This is a genomic window from Actinomadura sp. DC4 (assembly GCF_030406325.1).
Lineage (GTDB): Bacteria > Actinomycetota > Actinomycetes > Streptosporangiales > Streptosporangiaceae > Actinoallomurus.
On record NZ_JAUEQY010000008.1, the window covers coordinates 202,923 to 217,392 of the forward strand.

At 70.6% G+C, this 14,470-nt stretch carries 11 protein-coding genes; 7 read left to right on the plus strand and 4 right to left on the minus strand.

All coding sequences use genetic code 11. The features are described 5' to 3' along the window. Positions 1-52 precede the first annotated feature (52 nt). The 3 genes from QWU11_RS15920 to QWU11_RS15930 all read left to right on the plus strand — a co-directional run bounded on the left by QWU11_RS15920 (position 53) and on the right by QWU11_RS15930 (position 2,516). Positions 53-460 (plus strand): DUF1003 domain-containing protein, encoded by a 408-nt coding sequence (locus QWU11_RS15920; protein ID WP_290108979.1) that lies wholly within the window; start codon positions 53-55, stop codon positions 458-460. Between the two features lie 123 nt (positions 461-583). Further along, on the plus strand, positions 584-1,432 hold the full coding sequence (locus QWU11_RS15925; protein WP_290108982.1) for an LLM class flavin-dependent oxidoreductase: 849 nt from the start codon (positions 584-586) through the stop codon (positions 1,430-1,432). Positions 1,433-1,466: 34 nt separating this feature from the next. Further along, the gene (locus QWU11_RS15930; RefSeq protein WP_290108987.1) at positions 1,467-2,516 is read left to right on the plus strand and encodes a serine hydrolase domain-containing protein; all 1,050 of its coding nucleotides are present in this window, start codon (positions 1,467-1,469) and stop codon (positions 2,514-2,516) included. Positions 2,517-2,522: 6 nt separating this feature from the next. On the opposite strand, the gene QWU11_RS15935 is transcribed toward QWU11_RS15930, so the two are convergent. After that, entirely contained in the window at positions 2,523-3,539 is a 1,017-nt protein-coding gene (locus QWU11_RS15935; RefSeq protein WP_290108989.1) for a cytochrome c oxidase assembly protein, read from the minus strand. A gap of 181 nt (positions 3,540-3,720) precedes the next feature. On the opposite strand from QWU11_RS15935, the gene QWU11_RS15940 reads away from it, so the two are divergent. The 4 genes from QWU11_RS15940 (at position 3,721) to QWU11_RS15955 (ending at position 8,784) form a co-directional block, all read left to right on the plus strand. After that, positions 3,721-4,206 carry a MarR family winged helix-turn-helix transcriptional regulator gene (locus tag QWU11_RS15940; RefSeq protein WP_290108990.1) on the plus strand — a complete coding sequence of 162 codons (486 nt, stop codon included), beginning with the start codon at positions 3,721-3,723 and terminating at the stop codon, positions 4,204-4,206. A gap of 316 nt (positions 4,207-4,522) precedes the next feature. Continuing rightward, entirely contained in the window at positions 4,523-6,052 is a 1,530-nt protein-coding gene (locus QWU11_RS15945) for a right-handed parallel beta-helix repeat-containing protein (protein WP_290108991.1), read from the plus strand. 27 nt (positions 6,053-6,079) lie between these two features. Continuing rightward, complete coding sequence (locus QWU11_RS15950; RefSeq protein ID WP_290108992.1) at positions 6,080-8,326, plus strand: hypothetical protein; 2,247 nt, start codon at positions 6,080-6,082, stop codon at positions 8,324-8,326. Beyond that, positions 8,299-8,784, plus strand: a complete 486-nt coding sequence (locus QWU11_RS15955) for a hypothetical protein (RefSeq protein ID WP_290108993.1) — start codon at positions 8,299-8,301, stop codon at positions 8,782-8,784. The genes QWU11_RS15950 and QWU11_RS15955 overlap by 28 nt, the downstream gene beginning before the upstream one ends. Before the next feature lie 372 nt (positions 8,785-9,156). Here the strand turns inward: QWU11_RS15955 and QWU11_RS15960 are convergent, their stop codons facing one another. From QWU11_RS15960 to QWU11_RS15970, 3 genes are all read right to left on the minus strand, one after another. Continuing rightward, the gene (locus QWU11_RS15960; RefSeq protein ID WP_290108994.1) at positions 9,157-9,759 is read right to left on the minus strand and encodes a hypothetical protein; all 603 of its coding nucleotides are present in this window, start codon (positions 9,757-9,759) and stop codon (positions 9,157-9,159) included. Next, positions 9,756-10,277, minus strand: a complete 522-nt coding sequence (locus tag QWU11_RS15965; RefSeq protein WP_290108995.1) for a hypothetical protein — start codon at positions 10,275-10,277, stop codon at positions 9,756-9,758. Before QWU11_RS15965 ends, QWU11_RS15960 begins: the two co-directional genes overlap by 4 nt. A gap of 80 nt (positions 10,278-10,357) precedes the next feature. Continuing rightward, complete coding sequence (locus QWU11_RS15970) at positions 10,358-13,969, minus strand: glycoside hydrolase family 3 C-terminal domain-containing protein (RefSeq protein WP_290108996.1); 3,612 nt, start codon at positions 13,967-13,969, stop codon at positions 10,358-10,360. Positions 13,970-14,470: the final 501 nt, after the last annotated feature.

Genomic DNA, 14,470 nt, shown 5'->3' on the forward strand with positions numbered 1-14,470 from the left:
CGCGGAGACCGCCCGGTACGGCGGTTCGTTCCGCCGACCGGAAGGCACCGGCATGACCAACCCCGAGCAGGTTCGGCACCACCCGGTCGTGGAGGCGCACCTCGCGCGCCGTACGGCCGACGTCCAGCTGCGCGTCGCCGACGCGATCACCGCTTTCGCGGGCTCCATGCCGTTCGTCTACATTCACGCGGTCGTGTTCGTGGTGTGGATGCTCTTCGTCGAACGCAACCCCTGGCCCGGGCTCACCCTCGTGGTCTCGCTGGAGGCCATCTTCCTGTCCACCTTCGTGATGATCGGGCAGAACCGCCAGGCGTCCTTCCAGCAGGCCAAGGCCGACCACGACTTCACCGAGCAGGAGCTCGAGCTCAAGACGAACACCGAGCTGACCCGCCAGATCCACACCCTGACCGCCGAGCTCCACCGCCGCCTGCTGGTCGAGGGCGAGCGGCCCCGGAGTTAGAGTGGACGAACTCTGAGGTTCGCGCTCCCTCGGATGACGTCGCAGTACGGGAGCACGCCCGCGGGCACCGCGGTGGAGGAGGGGCGACACACGTTGTCCGCATGCCCTTCCGGAGGTCCGCTCGTGAACGTTGGTCTCGGTCTGCCCATCGGCGACCCGCCCGCACTCCTGTCCTGGGCCCGGCTCGCCGACGCCGGTCCCTTCACCGCCCTCGGCCTGCTCGACCGTCTCGTCTACGCCAACCCCGAGCCCCTGGTCACGCTCGCGGCCATCGCCGGGGCCACCTCGCGCATCCGGCTGCAGACCGAGGTACTGCTCGGGCCGCTGCGCGAGTCCGCGCTCCTCGCCAAACAGGCGGCCACCCTGGACCTGATGTCCGGCGGCCGGTTCACCCTCGGAATCGGCGTCGGCGGACGCCGCGACGACCACCTCGCGGCCGGCACCGACATCCGTACGCGAGGCCGGCGGCTCGACGAGCAGCTGGCCACCATGCGCCGGGTCTGGTCCGGCGCGCCGTACGGAGAGGACGTCGGGCCGATCGGCCCGGCGCCGGCGCGCGAGGGCGGCCCGGAGATCCTCATCGGCGCCTTCGCGCCCGCCGCCCTCGAACGCGTCGCCCGCTGGGGCCACGGGTACCTCTGCGCCTCCCCGCCCTGGACCGCGGCTCCGCTGCTCCGCGACGTCGAGCGGTCCTGGACCACCGCCGGCCGTACCGGGCGGCCCCGCATCGTCGCCCAGGTCAACGTGGCCCTCGGCCCGGACGAGACGGTGCGCGACGCACGGGAGGCCCTCGGCTCGTACTACGCCTTTCTCGGCGACACCCGGCACGTCACCGGCAACCTGCTCACCACGCCGCAGCGGATCCTCGACGCGGTGGCGGCGTTCACCGACCTCGGCGCCGACGAGGTCATGCTCTACTGCTGGTCCGGCGACCCCGGTCAGGTGGGACGCCTGGCCGACCTGATCGCCTGACCGGCGGCGCCGCGCCCGGACGGAAGGACGACGCATGAGCCCGGAGGAGATCCTCACCCGCGCACGCCGGGACCGTACGTTCTCGGGCGCGGCATGGGCGTACGGCGGCAGCGCGGGGGTCGCCGCGAGCGGCACTGTCGGCACGCTGTCGTGGGGCGGCGATCCGGTGGGCGAGGACACGCTGTGGGATCTCGCCTCGCTGACCAAGCCGATCGCCGGGCTGGCCGTGATGGCGCTGGTCGAGTCCGGCGAGCTGACGCTGGATGAGACCGTGGCCGCGCACCTGCCGGAGTACGCGGGCACGGACAAGGCGTCGATCACGGTGTTCGAGCTGCTCACGCACACCTCGGGGCTGCCGGGTCAGGAGACGCTCTGGCGCCGGCACGGGACCCGGGACGAACTGCTGGCCGCGCTCGTACGCGTGCCGCTGCGCTTCGCCCCGGGCGCCGCGGTGGAGTACAACTCGCTGGGGTTCGTCGTGCTCGGCATGATCGCCGAGCGGGTCGCGGGGGTCTCCCTCGCGACCCTCGTCGCCGAGCGCGTCACCGGACCCGCCGGGATGGCGCGGACGCGGTTCCTGCTCCCGGAGGCCGATCGCCGGCGCGCGGCGGCCACCGAGGACTGCCCGTGGCGCGGCCGGATCGTCCAGGGCACGGTGCACGACGAGACGGCCGAGGTGCTCGGCGACGCGGCGGCCCACGCCGGCCTCTTCGGCTCCCTGGACGACCTGGCCGCGCTCGGCGAGACGCTGTGCCGCGGTGGCGCGGGCCGGCAGGGACGCGTCCTCGGCGAACGGACGCTCGCGGTGATGACCGAACCCCGTACCGGCCATCTCGCGCTGCGCCGGTCGCTGGCCTGGCAGGGCCGCGACCCGCACCACTCCAGCAGCGGCGACCTGATGAGCCCGGCCGCGTACGGGCACACCGGGTTCACCGGCACGAGCATCTGGGTCGATCCGCTGCTGGACGTCTTCGTCGTCCTCCTCACCAACCGCGTGCACCCCCGCCGCGACTCGGACGCGATCACCCGGCTGCGGCCGAGGTTCGGCAACGCGGCGGTGACCGCCTGCCTGGCGGAGCGCTGACCGGCCCTATCTTCTCTGGTCCGGGCCGTTGAGGCGGGACAGCAGCGCGTTGTACGCCTCCAGCGCCGCGTCGTCCTCGTCGACGTTGCCGCTGGCCCTCAGCCGGGCGCGGTCCTCGTCGCCGGGCGCTGTCCCGTGCCCGGTACCGGCGAGGGCCGCCTGCCGGGCGGACTCCAGGAAGGAGCCGGCGCGTGCCGCGTCCGGCGAGCGGTCCAGCAGCCAGGTCGCGCCGACGACGAGCAGCATCGCGAACATCAGGCCGTCCCCGCCGATCCACATGACGGCGCCGCCGTCGTGGATGTCGCCGAGCGGGCCGACGCCCCAGGACGGGTGCATCGCGGCCCAGGACGGGAACGGCGGGTGCGTCGCCTGCAGGAGCACGACCCCGACGACGGTGTCGGCCGACATGCCCATGAACAGGCTGAACAGCCGCAGCGGGTACGGCAGCGCCGCCGGTGACCGGTCGACGGTCAGCAGGCGGGAGAAGTAGAGGTAGCCGCCGCCGAGGTAGAGCAGGCGCTCGACGGCCATCAGCGCCGGCGAGTCCATCATGGCGTCCATGAAGGACGACAGGTGGATGCCGAAGAGGATGACGATGTAGAGCGCGAGGCCGACGATCGGCGAGCGGAGCAGCCGCGCGGGCCGCGACCGGCGGACCGCCTCGACGTACTCCCCGGCCGTGCCGCTCGTGGCGCGCAGCAGCAGCGCCATCGGGTGGCCCAGGCACAGCAGCCACGGCGCGACCATGATCAGCATGAGGTGCTCGATCATGTGCAGCCAGAACAGGCCGCCGTCCCCGTACACGCCGGGACTGCCCATGATCGCGGCGCCCGTCACCGCGAGCCCGCCCGCGAACGAGAGCGTCCGCGCGAGCGGCCAGGACGGCCCGTCCCGGCGCGCGGCGATCACCCCGGCGAGGTAGATCAGCAGCGCCGCCGCCAGCAGGACGGTGGTGACGGGCGAGAAGCGCCAGGTGGTGAACGCCCGCGCCCAGGTCAGGGGCGCCAGCGGATCCATGTCCATCGATGTGTCTCCAGAGGGCCGGCGCGCTCGTCGTCCGCGCCCGAAAACTACGGCGTGTAGTACATCGAGGCTACACGCCGGCCCGTACGGACCCGTCCCCAGGTCAGCGACCATGCCGGCGGACAGAGGTTGCACAGTGCAATGACTAGCCGCCGGTGCCGTGACCGGGTAGAACTGATCCATGACTGAGCGTGCGACCGGGCCGGTCCGTGCCGCCGAGCCGGTCGGCGACGACGTCGACGCGGTCACCTCGGCGGTGCTCACGGCCTCACGGCTGTTCGTCTCGATCTCCACCCGGTCCCTGGCGGCCGTCGACGACCGGGTGACACTGCCGCAGTTCCGGATGCTCGTCGTCCTCGCGACGTACGGCGAGATGAAGCTCGCCTCCCTCGCCGGCCACCTGGCCGTCAACCCCTCCACGGCCATGCGCATGGTCGACCGGCTGGTCGCCGCGGGGCTGCTGGACCGGCGCACCAACCCGGCCGACCGCCGGGAGAACGCCCTGCGCCTCACCGCTCCCGGCCACCGGGTGGTCGACGACGTCACGGCCCACCGGCGCGCGGAGGTCGCCGCGATCGTCACTCGCATGCCGGCGAACCAGCGGGCGGACCTGGTGCTCGCCCTCCGCGCCTTCACCGACGCGGGCGGCGACCTGCCCGAGCGCTGATCGTCCGGGCCGGTTCCGCGTCAGGGCGGCCAGACATCCGAGGTATATGGGAGGGTGGGGGCGGCCCGGAGGCCTCGGCGGCGCGTCCGACCCGCACCACGCGCCCCGCCCGCCGCCGTACGTGACCTGCTTCCGCGCAACTTCTCGCTGGAATCCAGCAATAACGCAATTCAATCCAGCAAGTGGTCTTGACTCTTGTGAAATATCCGAGCAATGTCCGTACGCGACCTGTTTTACCCCGCCCGGTCCCGTACGGGACCGCGGCCCCGGTCGCGGCTCGGTCACGATCCCCGTACCCGCCAGAGAGGATCGCGTGATGACAGCTCGTGGAAGATCGCTCAAGTACCTGTCTTTGCTGGTGGTGACCGCCGGCGCACTCGTCGTGCCGGGCACCGCCCAGCCGGCCGGCGCCGCCGCCTGCATCCCCTCGGGCACGGACGCGGCCATCAACGCCGCGCTCACCGGAACCGGCGCGACCGCCGTCCTGTGCCCCGGCGCCGTCTTCACCCTGACCAACCCCGTCACCTTCACCGCCCCGAACCAGGTGATAGAGACACAGGGCCTGCCCACCGACACCACCCGGGCGACCCTGAAGGTCGGAGGTTCGCTCACCACGGCGATCAACGGCACCGGCCGGTCCGGCGTGACGGTGGAGAACATCCAGATCGACGGAGGACGCCCCGCCCTCGGCCGGCTGGACGGCGGCGCGCTCATGGAGATGGGGGCCTCCGGCGTCGACCAGACCGTGCAGAACGTCTACGCCCACGACACCCGAAGCTGGTCGACGCTGCACATCATCGAGGGCGCCGTCACGAACAGTGCCCCGGCGTGCCAGGGCGCGAAGATCCTCAACAACACGATCGGCCCGGCCGGCACCGACGCGCCCAGCGGCACGTGGGCCGACGGCATCTCACTGGCCTGCGGAAACAGCACGGTCCAGGGCAACACCGTGCAGGACGCCACCGACGGCGGCATCGTGATCTTCGGTGCGCCCGGGTCCTCGGTGCGGAACAACACGATCGTCGCCAAGACGCGGACGATGCTCGGCGGCATCAACCTCGTCGACTACGCCCCCATGAACGGCAACTACACCGGCACGACCGTCACCGGGAACACCATCAACGCGCAGAGCGCGTTCATCAAGGTCGGCATCGCGATGGGTCCCCAGGTCTGGGGCTGCGGCACGGGCACGAACTACGGCGCCTCGGTCACCGGCAACACGCTGCAGGGCGCCCACATGGGCTACGGGTACGCGGTCAACGGCGTACGCGACTGGACCGTGACCGGCAACACCGACAACTCGACCCACGTCGGGACGCCCAACGCGGGCTGCGGTGGCACGGTCTCGGCGCCCGGCCGGTTCCAGGTGCAGGCGTCGGCCTCCAGCACGTTGCAGCCGGAGTTCACCGGCGCCCAGCTCACGTACGTCCTCGGCGTCGCCGAGCACCCGCCGACGGGCACGGTGGTCGGCCTGCGCGCCCACGCCAACGGCAGGTACGTCACCGCGGACGGCACCACGCCGCTGATCGCCGGCGGGACGAGCGTCGTCACGGCCCAGCAGTTCGACGAGATCGACCAGGGCGGAGGCGCGATCGCGCTGCGCGCCCACTCCAACGGCCAGTACGTCACCGCCGAGAACGCGGGAGCCGCGCCGCTGGTCGCTAACCGTACGGCCATCGGCCAGTGGGAGACCTTCGCGCTCATCCACAACGCGGACGGCAGCGTCAGCCTGCGGGCAGGCGCGAACAACGACTACGTGACGGCGGAGAACGCGGGGGCGGCCCCGCTGATCGCGAACCGTACGGCCATCGGGCCATGGGAAGAGTTCGACCTCGTCCAGGGCTGACCCGGCCTCGGCGGATTGTGAGCGAAGATGAGACTCCTGCCCCTGCTCGCGCTGGTCGCCGCGCTCCTCGGCGTCGCCGTACCGGCCTCGGCCTCCACCACGGACGCCGCCTTCGACGGCTCGACCGGCGCGCTGAACGTCGACTACGCCGGCTACCTGGCCAAACACGACATCGTCTACAACCGCGTCAACACCAACCCCGCGTACGGGCTGACCGTCGGCAACGGGCGTACCGGGGCCATGGTGTGGGGCCAGAACGGCCTGACCATGCAGGTCTCCGGCGCCGACCTGTCCGAGCAGTCGGCGTACGCGGCCGGCCTGGTCAACCTGTACTCCAACCCGGGCATGGACACGGGCTATTCGACCTACCAGCAGCGGCTGTCGCTCTATGACGGGCTGCTGACCACGAAGTACGACGCGAACCGTACGGTGACGATCCTCGGGTCGCCGAACTCCGAGGTCATGGGCATCCACGTCGACGACACCCGGAGCAACGTCTCCAGCGTCGCGCTCGACCTGAGCCTGTGGGACCCGAGCACGGTCACCAACGTCGCCGACGTGCCGGACGTCAACACCTGGAAGACCTACTCCACGTACGCGGACTCCAGCGGCGTGGGCCTGAGCCGGGGCCAGACGGACGCGAACGACTTCGGCTACACGCTGGCCGCGACGGTCGAGGGCGCCGGCTACAGCAGCCAGGTCGTGGACGGCTCGAAGGTGCGGCTGAACATCACGCCGTCGTCCAGCTACACGATCTGGTTCACCGCCGCGAGCCGGCTGAACGCGTCCGGGCACGACTCGGTCGCGGCGGCCCGCAGCCAGCTGGTCTCGGTGAAGGGCACCGGGTACGCGGCGACGCTCGCGAACTACCGCAACTGGTGGCACTCCTTCTGGCAGAAGTCGTTCGTGCAGTACTCCGGCCTGTCCGGCGACGCGGACTACCTGGAGAACGTCTACTACCTCGCCACGTACATGATCGCCTCGGGCGGTTACGGCAACTATCCGTTCCACTTCATCAACGGGGTCTACCGTTCCACGGGCGACCAGACGAAGTGGAGCAACGGCTACTGGTACTGGAACCAGCGGGACGTCTACAACTCCTTCCTGGCCTCGAACCACGTCGACCTGATGAGCGGCTTCAACCGGCTCTACAGCCGCAACTCGGCCGCGCTGAAGTCCTCCACCTCGACGCGTTACGGTGTGGACGCGCTGTGGGTGCCGGAGACGATGGGCTGGGACGGCAACGCGCGCGGGACCGTGGGCAGCGACTACACCAAGAACATCCTGTCCACCGGCACCGAGGCCGCGTACAACATGTACCTGCAGTACCGGTACTCGAACGACGTCACCTACCTGCGGAACACCGCGTACCCGTTCATGCGGGACGTCGTACGGTTCTACGCGGCCAAGCTGACCCGGGACGGTTCGGGGAAGTACTCCATGGCGAGCTCGAACGCGCACGAGACGTACTGGAACGTCCCGGGCGCCATCACCGACCTGGCCGCCGTACGCAGCCTGTTCCCGGTGACCATCCAGGCGAGCCAGACCCTGGGCCTGGACGCCGACCTGCGGACCCAGTGGCAGAACATCCTGGACGGCCTGGCGCCCTATCCCTCCGACGGCAGCGCGTACCTGCCGCACACGCCGCCGATCGCCCAGACCCGCAACGACGAGAACGTCGCCTCGGAGGCGATCTGGCCCTACAACACGACCGGCATCGGCGCGCCGGACTACCAGACGGCGCTGAACACCTGGAACCGCCGGCCGTTCCCGTACGACAACGTGTGGGCGAACGACGCGATCCAGGCGGCGCGGCTCGGGCTGGGCGACCAGGCGTACAACGGTCTCAAGACGATGCTGCAGAAGTACCAGAACTTCCCGAACGGGCTGACCGCCAACACGAACGGCGTCTTCGAGTACCTCGGCGTGCACCTGTCGGCGCTCAACGAGTCGCTGCTGCAGAGCTACAACGACAAGATCCGCGTCTTCCCGGCGGTGCCGTCGGACTCCTCGTTCACCGGGAAGTTCACGCTGCTGGCCAAGAACGGTTTCCTGGTCAGCTCCGAACGCGAGGCCGGCGAGATCAAGTACGTCGGCCTGAAGAGCCTGTACGGGGCCTCGGCCACGGTCGTCAACCCGTGGGGCACCCAGCAGGTCCGGGTCCGGCGGACCTCCGACAACGCTATCGTCACCACATCGTCGGCGGGGGGGGGATCACCTTCCCGACGTCGCCGGGGTCGGTGTACGTGGTGGAGCGGACGGCCAAGCCGCTGACCTCGTATTCCTCGGCCCGGCTCACGGGCACCGCGAACCAGGACGCGAAGTCACTGCGCAGCACCAGCTCGACACTGGGCCTGGGACGCACGGCGAGCGGGACGGTGAACGACCCGGCGCTGACGTACGACGCGAACTGGTTCGGCAGCTCCGGGCGCGGGCTGGGGGACTACAACGACGACGTCCACTACACGTACACGAACGGAGCGACGGCGCAGTACACCTTCACGGGTACCGGGATCGCCTACCTGTCGGAGAAGAACGGCGACATGGGCAACGTCGACGTCTACATCGACGGGACCTTCCAGGCCAACGTCAACCTGTACGTGAGCGGCGCCCGCCAGTCCCAGCAGGTCGTGTACAGCAAGACGGGCCTGGCGAGCGGAGCCCACACCATCAAGATCGTCAACAAGACCACGTCGGTCGGCATCGTGGACGCCCTGAAGATCACCTCCTGACCGCGCCTCCGTAAGAAAGTCGTCGTCTGGCGGCGGTTCCGCGACCTGCCGGAACCGCCGGTCCCCGACATCGGCGAGGACGTCGAGGAGCGTACGTCGGTCCTGCGGGGTCCCCGGCCGGCTTCCGCGTATGGTCCAACGATCACTACCAGCCGCACACGAGGTCGGCCGGAGCATGGCAGGCCGACCATCCCCAGGCGAAGCCGGGCGGCAGGTTCTTCTTCACCGGCTTCGGCGGCAGGTCCGTGGACCGACAAGAAGCCCACCTCGCCGCCTGCCAAGCTGCCCTTCTGACCTCCCGGCGCCGAGCCGCCCGTTCCCAGAGGAGCGGGCGGCTGATCGGCCATCGCGACAGCGCGGACATGGGAGTCGTCAACGCGTCGTCGCCCACCGGACGAGTTGATCGTTGGCTCCGTACCGGATCATCGGCACGCACAACAGGACGAACACCGCGGACGCCGTCGCCCATGCGAGCCGCTTCGCGACACCCTGGGCTCGACCGATCCCGAACCCGAGAACGGAGGTGATCGCGAACAGGAGCAGCGCCACCTCCATGGCCGTGACCAGGCAGCCGTGGTGAACGAGCGCCGGATCGACGGCCCTGCCGGCACTCTGGTGGAGCCGGGACGTGGCCCGAGACCATGCCGCCACCAGGTCCGTCAGACCCAGCCCGAGCCCGGCGGCGACGGCCAGGCCGATTCGCCGGGGCTCCCGCACTGTCCACCGGGCGACCAGCAGGCCGGACGCCAGCGCGAACACCTGGCCGATCCAGCCGCCGGCGGTGTAGCCGAAGGTGGCCATGGCCCGCCACTGCCCCAGCCGCTGTGCGCCGTCCTGCGGGTCGGTCCATAAGTCACCGCCGAACTCCAGGTTCGAGGGAACCAGCAGGATGGCCGTGACCGCGGTCAACGCGGCAAGGCCCAGGTAGGTGAGGAGTATCCGGCTTCGCCGGCCGGCCGGTGAGATCGGCGTCACGTCGGCAAGTATCCCCGGCGATGCGAGTCACGAGATCGTGGTCGGTAGGTGACGGCGGCGAGGCCGAACGCCAGCCCGCCCGCCACGAACAGCGCGTCCGTCCACCCGCTCGCGAACACCGCCCAGGCCGACGGGTGCGCCGTGCCGACCAGCTCTTCCGTCGTCAGACCGGTCAGCCCGTCCGGCAGGAGCCCGGTGACGCGGACGATGTCGTCGAGGACCCCCGCGAGCCCCCTCGCGCCCAGGAGGACGCACCCGGTCCACGCCGCGAACAAGAGCAGCGGACGCGGGATCCGCCGCCCCCACTCCTGGGCCAGCGCGAGCGGCAGCACCGTACCCACGACCGTCATCACGAAGAGGGCCACCGTGAACAGGTCCGCGAGCACCCGCGCCGTTCCCGAGTGGTGGACGTCGGACGGGGTCCGCAGGCCCGTGGCCACCCAGACCACGTGCCAGGCGAGGAAGGTCAGCACCCACGCGAACGCGGCGTAGGCGGTGGTCCGGGAGGAGAGGTTCATGCCTCCCACGATCGGCGGGTGCGGGGCGCGGTGCCTCCCTCGCCAGGGTGGTCCGCGCCCCTCGTCCGGAGGAGACCGGCTCAGCCGCCGGTGGTGACGGTGAAGATGTGCATCGCGTTCGTGCCGCTGGAGACGCCCTGGCTGATGTTCGGCAGGGTGACCAGTTCGATCTGCTTGCCGGCCTGCAGTTTCACCGTCGCCATGAACAGGTGGACGGTCTGGTTCTGCCTGCCGCCGGACGTGTTGATGTACGGGAACGTGGCGACCGTGTCGCCGCCGCCCGCCCACCAGTCCGGGAAGCTGATCGTGAACGGCTGGGTGCTGCCGTCCGTGTAGGTGATCAGGCCGCTGCCCGACGCGGTGTCATTGTTCGCCAGGCCGAGGAAGCCGAGCTCCGCCCCGGAGCCCGAGTAGTCGAAGGCCTGGCCGCCCGCGACGACGTTGTCCGGCTTGCCCGCCTCCACGTCCGGCCAGGTGAAGGTCAGGCCGCCGTGCGAGACCGTGCCGCCCGGGGTGATGCCCGCGGCGGCGAGGGCCTGGGCCGACAGGCTCAGGCCGCCGCCGTCCAGGTTGCCCTCGGACGGCCGGGCGTCGTCGGTGACGGCGACGTTCCCGTACGCGTCGGACAGTGACGCGAACGGGATCGCCACCAGCGTCGTCGCCGAGCCGCTGCCCGTACGGCCGCCGCTCTCGTAGGTGACCGAGGCCTGCAGCTGGTAGCCGGCCCGTGCCGCGTCGGAGGGGACGCCGACCGACCACGTCGTCCGTACGGTCTGCCCGCCGGCCACGCTCGCGAACGAGTCCGGCGAGGTCGGCGTGGCGGTCCAGCCGGACGGGGTGGTCAGCGACATCCTCACGTCGCTCAGCGCCGACGGGCCCGAGTTGGTGAACGTGGTCGTCGCGGTCGTGGCAGAGCCGGGCTCCACGGTCGACGGGCCGCTGACGCCGAACGGGTACGCCGCGGAGATGACGGCCGACCCGGTGACGCCGTTCACGGTCGCCTTCAGCGTCGTGACGCCCGACCCGACCACCTTCACGTGCCCGGCGGCGTCCACCGTCGCCACGCCCGGGTCGGTGCTCTGGTAGCGGACTCTCGTGTGCGAAAGATCGACGAAGGACTGGTCGTCGTTGACCGCCTCGACCACGTTGTCGGCGGTCACGGACAGGTTCCGCTTCTCCTTCACGTGGTCGGTGTCGTCCTTGATCCACTGGTTCTTGCCGGTCAGGTCGATGGTGTCGCCGACCTTGTAGCTCACCGCCTCCGGCTGCACCGTGACGTACCGGGTCTTCGGGGTGAGCGCCCCGGTGACCCGTACGGCCGGCGAGGCCGCGTCGGTGGCCGAGTCGCCGCCCACCGAGAACCGGTAGGTGCCCGGCGGCACGAACGAGCGCATCTTCTGGGCGTCCCACACGCCGAGGTCGGCGAGCTTGACCGTCAGCGCGACGTGCTCGGTGGCGCCCGGCGCCAGCACCGCGGTCTTGTGGAAGCCCGCGAGCCGCTTCTTCGGCATCTCGACGCCCGGCACGGTGAACGGCGTGGCCGCGTAGATCTGGGCGACCGTCGCGCCCGCCTTGGAACCGGTGTTCCTGACGTCGAACCGTACGATGACCGAGCCGTCGGCCGTCGCCGTGGAGCCCGCCGTCACATGGGAGTAGGCGAAGTTCGTGTAGCTCAGCCCGTACCCGAAGGGATAGGTGGGGGTGCCGGTGAAGTACTGGTACGTACGGCCGAGGCCGCCGGTGGCGGAGGGCGTGACGTCGTAGTCCGCCATCGGCGGCAGCTGCGAGTCGTCCTTGAACCAGGTGAAGTTCAGGTGCCCGCTCGGGTTCTGCCCGCCCAGGAGCACGTCGGCGAGCGCGGTGCCCTGGCTCTCGCCGTTGTAGCCGCTGAAGACGATCGAGGACACCTTGTCCTGGACATCGTCGATCTTGACCGGCCCGTCGGACTGCACCACGAGTGCCAGCTTGTGGTTGCCCAGCGCGGCGGTCTTGTCGATGAGGGAGTCGTAGTCGCCGGGCATGGCCAGGCTCGTACGGTCCATCCCCTCGTGCGCGACGGCGTCGTCGGTGCCGACGAAGACGACCACCAGGTCGGCGGCCTTGATGTCGGCCTGCGTCGCGTCGCTGAGCTGGGCCTCGCCCTGCGCCGTCGTGGACGTGCCGGCCGCGTCGAACACCACCGAGGCGGACGGGTTGGCCGCCTTGACCGCGGACGTGATGCCCTGCACGGCGTTGACCTGCTTGGCCGGGTCGCCGGAATAGCCGCCCAGCGTGACCTTGTTCGCCAGGTCGCCGAGGACGACCACCTTGTTCAGCTTCGTACCGTCGGCGGGCAGCAGGCCGCCGTCGTTCTTGAGCAGGACGAGCGAGTTGTCGGCGACCTTCTCGGCCAGCGCCTGGTGCTCGGGGCTCTGGATGACGTCCTTGGTGATCTTGGTGTACTTCACCCGGTCCGGCGGGTCGAACTCCCCGGTCCGCATACGGATGGTGAACAGGTGCACCAGCGCGGTGTCCACGACGCCCTCGCTGAGCGCGCCGGCCGCGATGGCGTCCCGGATGTTCTGCGCGGTCGCCTCGGCACCGGTGCAGTTGACGTTCGTGCCGGCGCGCAGCGCGTACGCCTGGCCGCCGGCCTGGCCGGAGACCGTCGCGCCGGTGGCCGTGTCGGTCCAGGTCGGACTGGACTTGTGGTCGGTGGTCCAGCCGGGCGGCGCCCAGTCGTGGCCGCCCGGCGGGAGCTGCCACGTGGTGCCGACCGCGCCACAGTCGGAGGTGACGTAGCCGCCGAAGCCGTACGTCCGCTGGGCGAGCTGGTTCACCGTGTAGGTGTCGGCCACGGCCGGCGTGCCGTTGATGGCGTTGTAGGAGGTCATCAGGCCGGACACGTGCGCGTCCTCGATGAGGTCGCGGAACTGGGCGGTGTAATACTCCCGCAGCGTACGGTCGTCGGTGTCGGAGCTGATGCCCGTACGGTCGTTGTCGGTGTTGTTGAGCGCGTAGTGCTTGGCGGTGGCGGCGACCTTGAGGTACGGCGTCGTGGCCCTGCCGTCCTTGGTCTGACCCTGGTAGCCGTTGACGAAGGCACCGGCCATCTGCGCGACGAAGTACGGGTCCTCGCCGAACGCCTCGTCCGTACGGCCCCAGCGCGGGTCGCGGTCCAGGTTGACGGTCGGCGCCCAGTACGTCAGGGAGCCGTAGTCGTCCTTGGCCGGGCCGATGTTGTTCGCGCCGGCGCCCCACAGGGACTTGTCGAGGAAGCCGCGCGCCTCGTCGGAGATCGCGGTCGTCTCGTCGTACATGAGACTCCGGTCCCACGACATGGACGAGGCGAAGTTGGTCGGGAAGCTTGTGGCCGGCACCCCACCCGAGGCCGAGCCGTGGTTCGTGTTGGCGCCGAGAGTGTTGACGCCGTGCTGGCCCTCGCTCCAGTAGGTGTACTGCTGGACGCCCAGCCGGGGGATGGCCGGCGCGCTGTTGGTGTGGAGCTGGGCGGCCTTCTCGTCGAGCGTCAGCCGCGAGACGAGGTCGGCGGCGCGCTCCTCGAATGAGTAGTGGGTGTCCTTGTAGATCGGTGTGGGGGTGTCGGCGGCGCGGGCCGCCGGCGTCGAGACGCCGGCCAGGCCGATCGCGCAGGTGAGGGAACACGCGGCGGCCAGGAGGCCACGCCACCGCGGGGACAGGGGTTGTGCCATCGTTCGACTCCGTGAACCACGCATAGATGTGGCGCGTTTCGGCGGAGGCCTGGGGCTGTTCGCGTGATCCACGGTCATCGTTATGACGAAGTCAGACATAAGTCAATGCACGAGACGATCCGGGCTCGCCCAGGTCAGCGCGGGCGGATCTGCCGCTGCGGCGACCGCGGCTGCCTGGAGACCGTGGCCGGCCCGATCGCCATCGCCCGCCTGCCGGGGCCATCCGGTGACCGTCGCCGACCTGCTGGAACTCATCGCCGCCGGCGACCGGGGCGCCGTACGCGCGCTGGAGGACGCCGCCGAGGAGGTCGGGCGGGCCGGTCACGCTGCTCGACCCGGAACTGATCGTGATCGGCGGCGATCTGGCGGCGGTGGGGAGCGCTTGTCAGAACCGGTCGGGCGCGGCATCGGCCGCTACGCGCCGGCCCGTCGGCCGAGCCGGTGCGGATCGTCGGAGGCGAACTCGGCGACGACGCCGAGGTCCTCGACGCGACCGGCATG

Bases quoted from the DNA above. Each gene is read 5' to 3' on its own strand.
- QWU11_RS15965 (WP_290108995.1), bottom strand. From the start codon at position 10,277: ATGAACCTCTCCTCCCGGACCACCGCCTACGCCGCGTTCGCGTGGGTG.
- QWU11_RS15945 (WP_290108991.1), top strand. From the start codon at position 4,523: ATGACAGCTCGTGGAAGATCGCTCAAGTACCTGTCTTTGCTGGTGGTG.
- QWU11_RS15930 (WP_290108987.1), top strand. From the start codon at position 1,467: ATGAGCCCGGAGGAGATCCTCACCCGCGCACGCCGGGACCGTACGTTC.
- QWU11_RS15920 (WP_290108979.1), top strand. From the start codon at position 53: ATGACCAACCCCGAGCAGGTTCGGCACCACCCGGTCGTGGAGGCGCAC.
- QWU11_RS15970 (WP_290108996.1), bottom strand. From the start codon at position 13,969: ATGGCACAACCCCTGTCCCCGCGGTGGCGTGGCCTCCTGGCCGCCGCG.
- QWU11_RS15935 (WP_290108989.1), bottom strand. From the start codon at position 3,539: ATGGACATGGATCCGCTGGCGCCCCTGACCTGGGCGCGGGCGTTCACC.
- QWU11_RS15950 (WP_290108992.1), top strand. From the start codon at position 6,080: ATGAGACTCCTGCCCCTGCTCGCGCTGGTCGCCGCGCTCCTCGGCGTC.
- QWU11_RS15940 (WP_290108990.1), top strand. From the start codon at position 3,721: ATGACTGAGCGTGCGACCGGGCCGGTCCGTGCCGCCGAGCCGGTCGGC.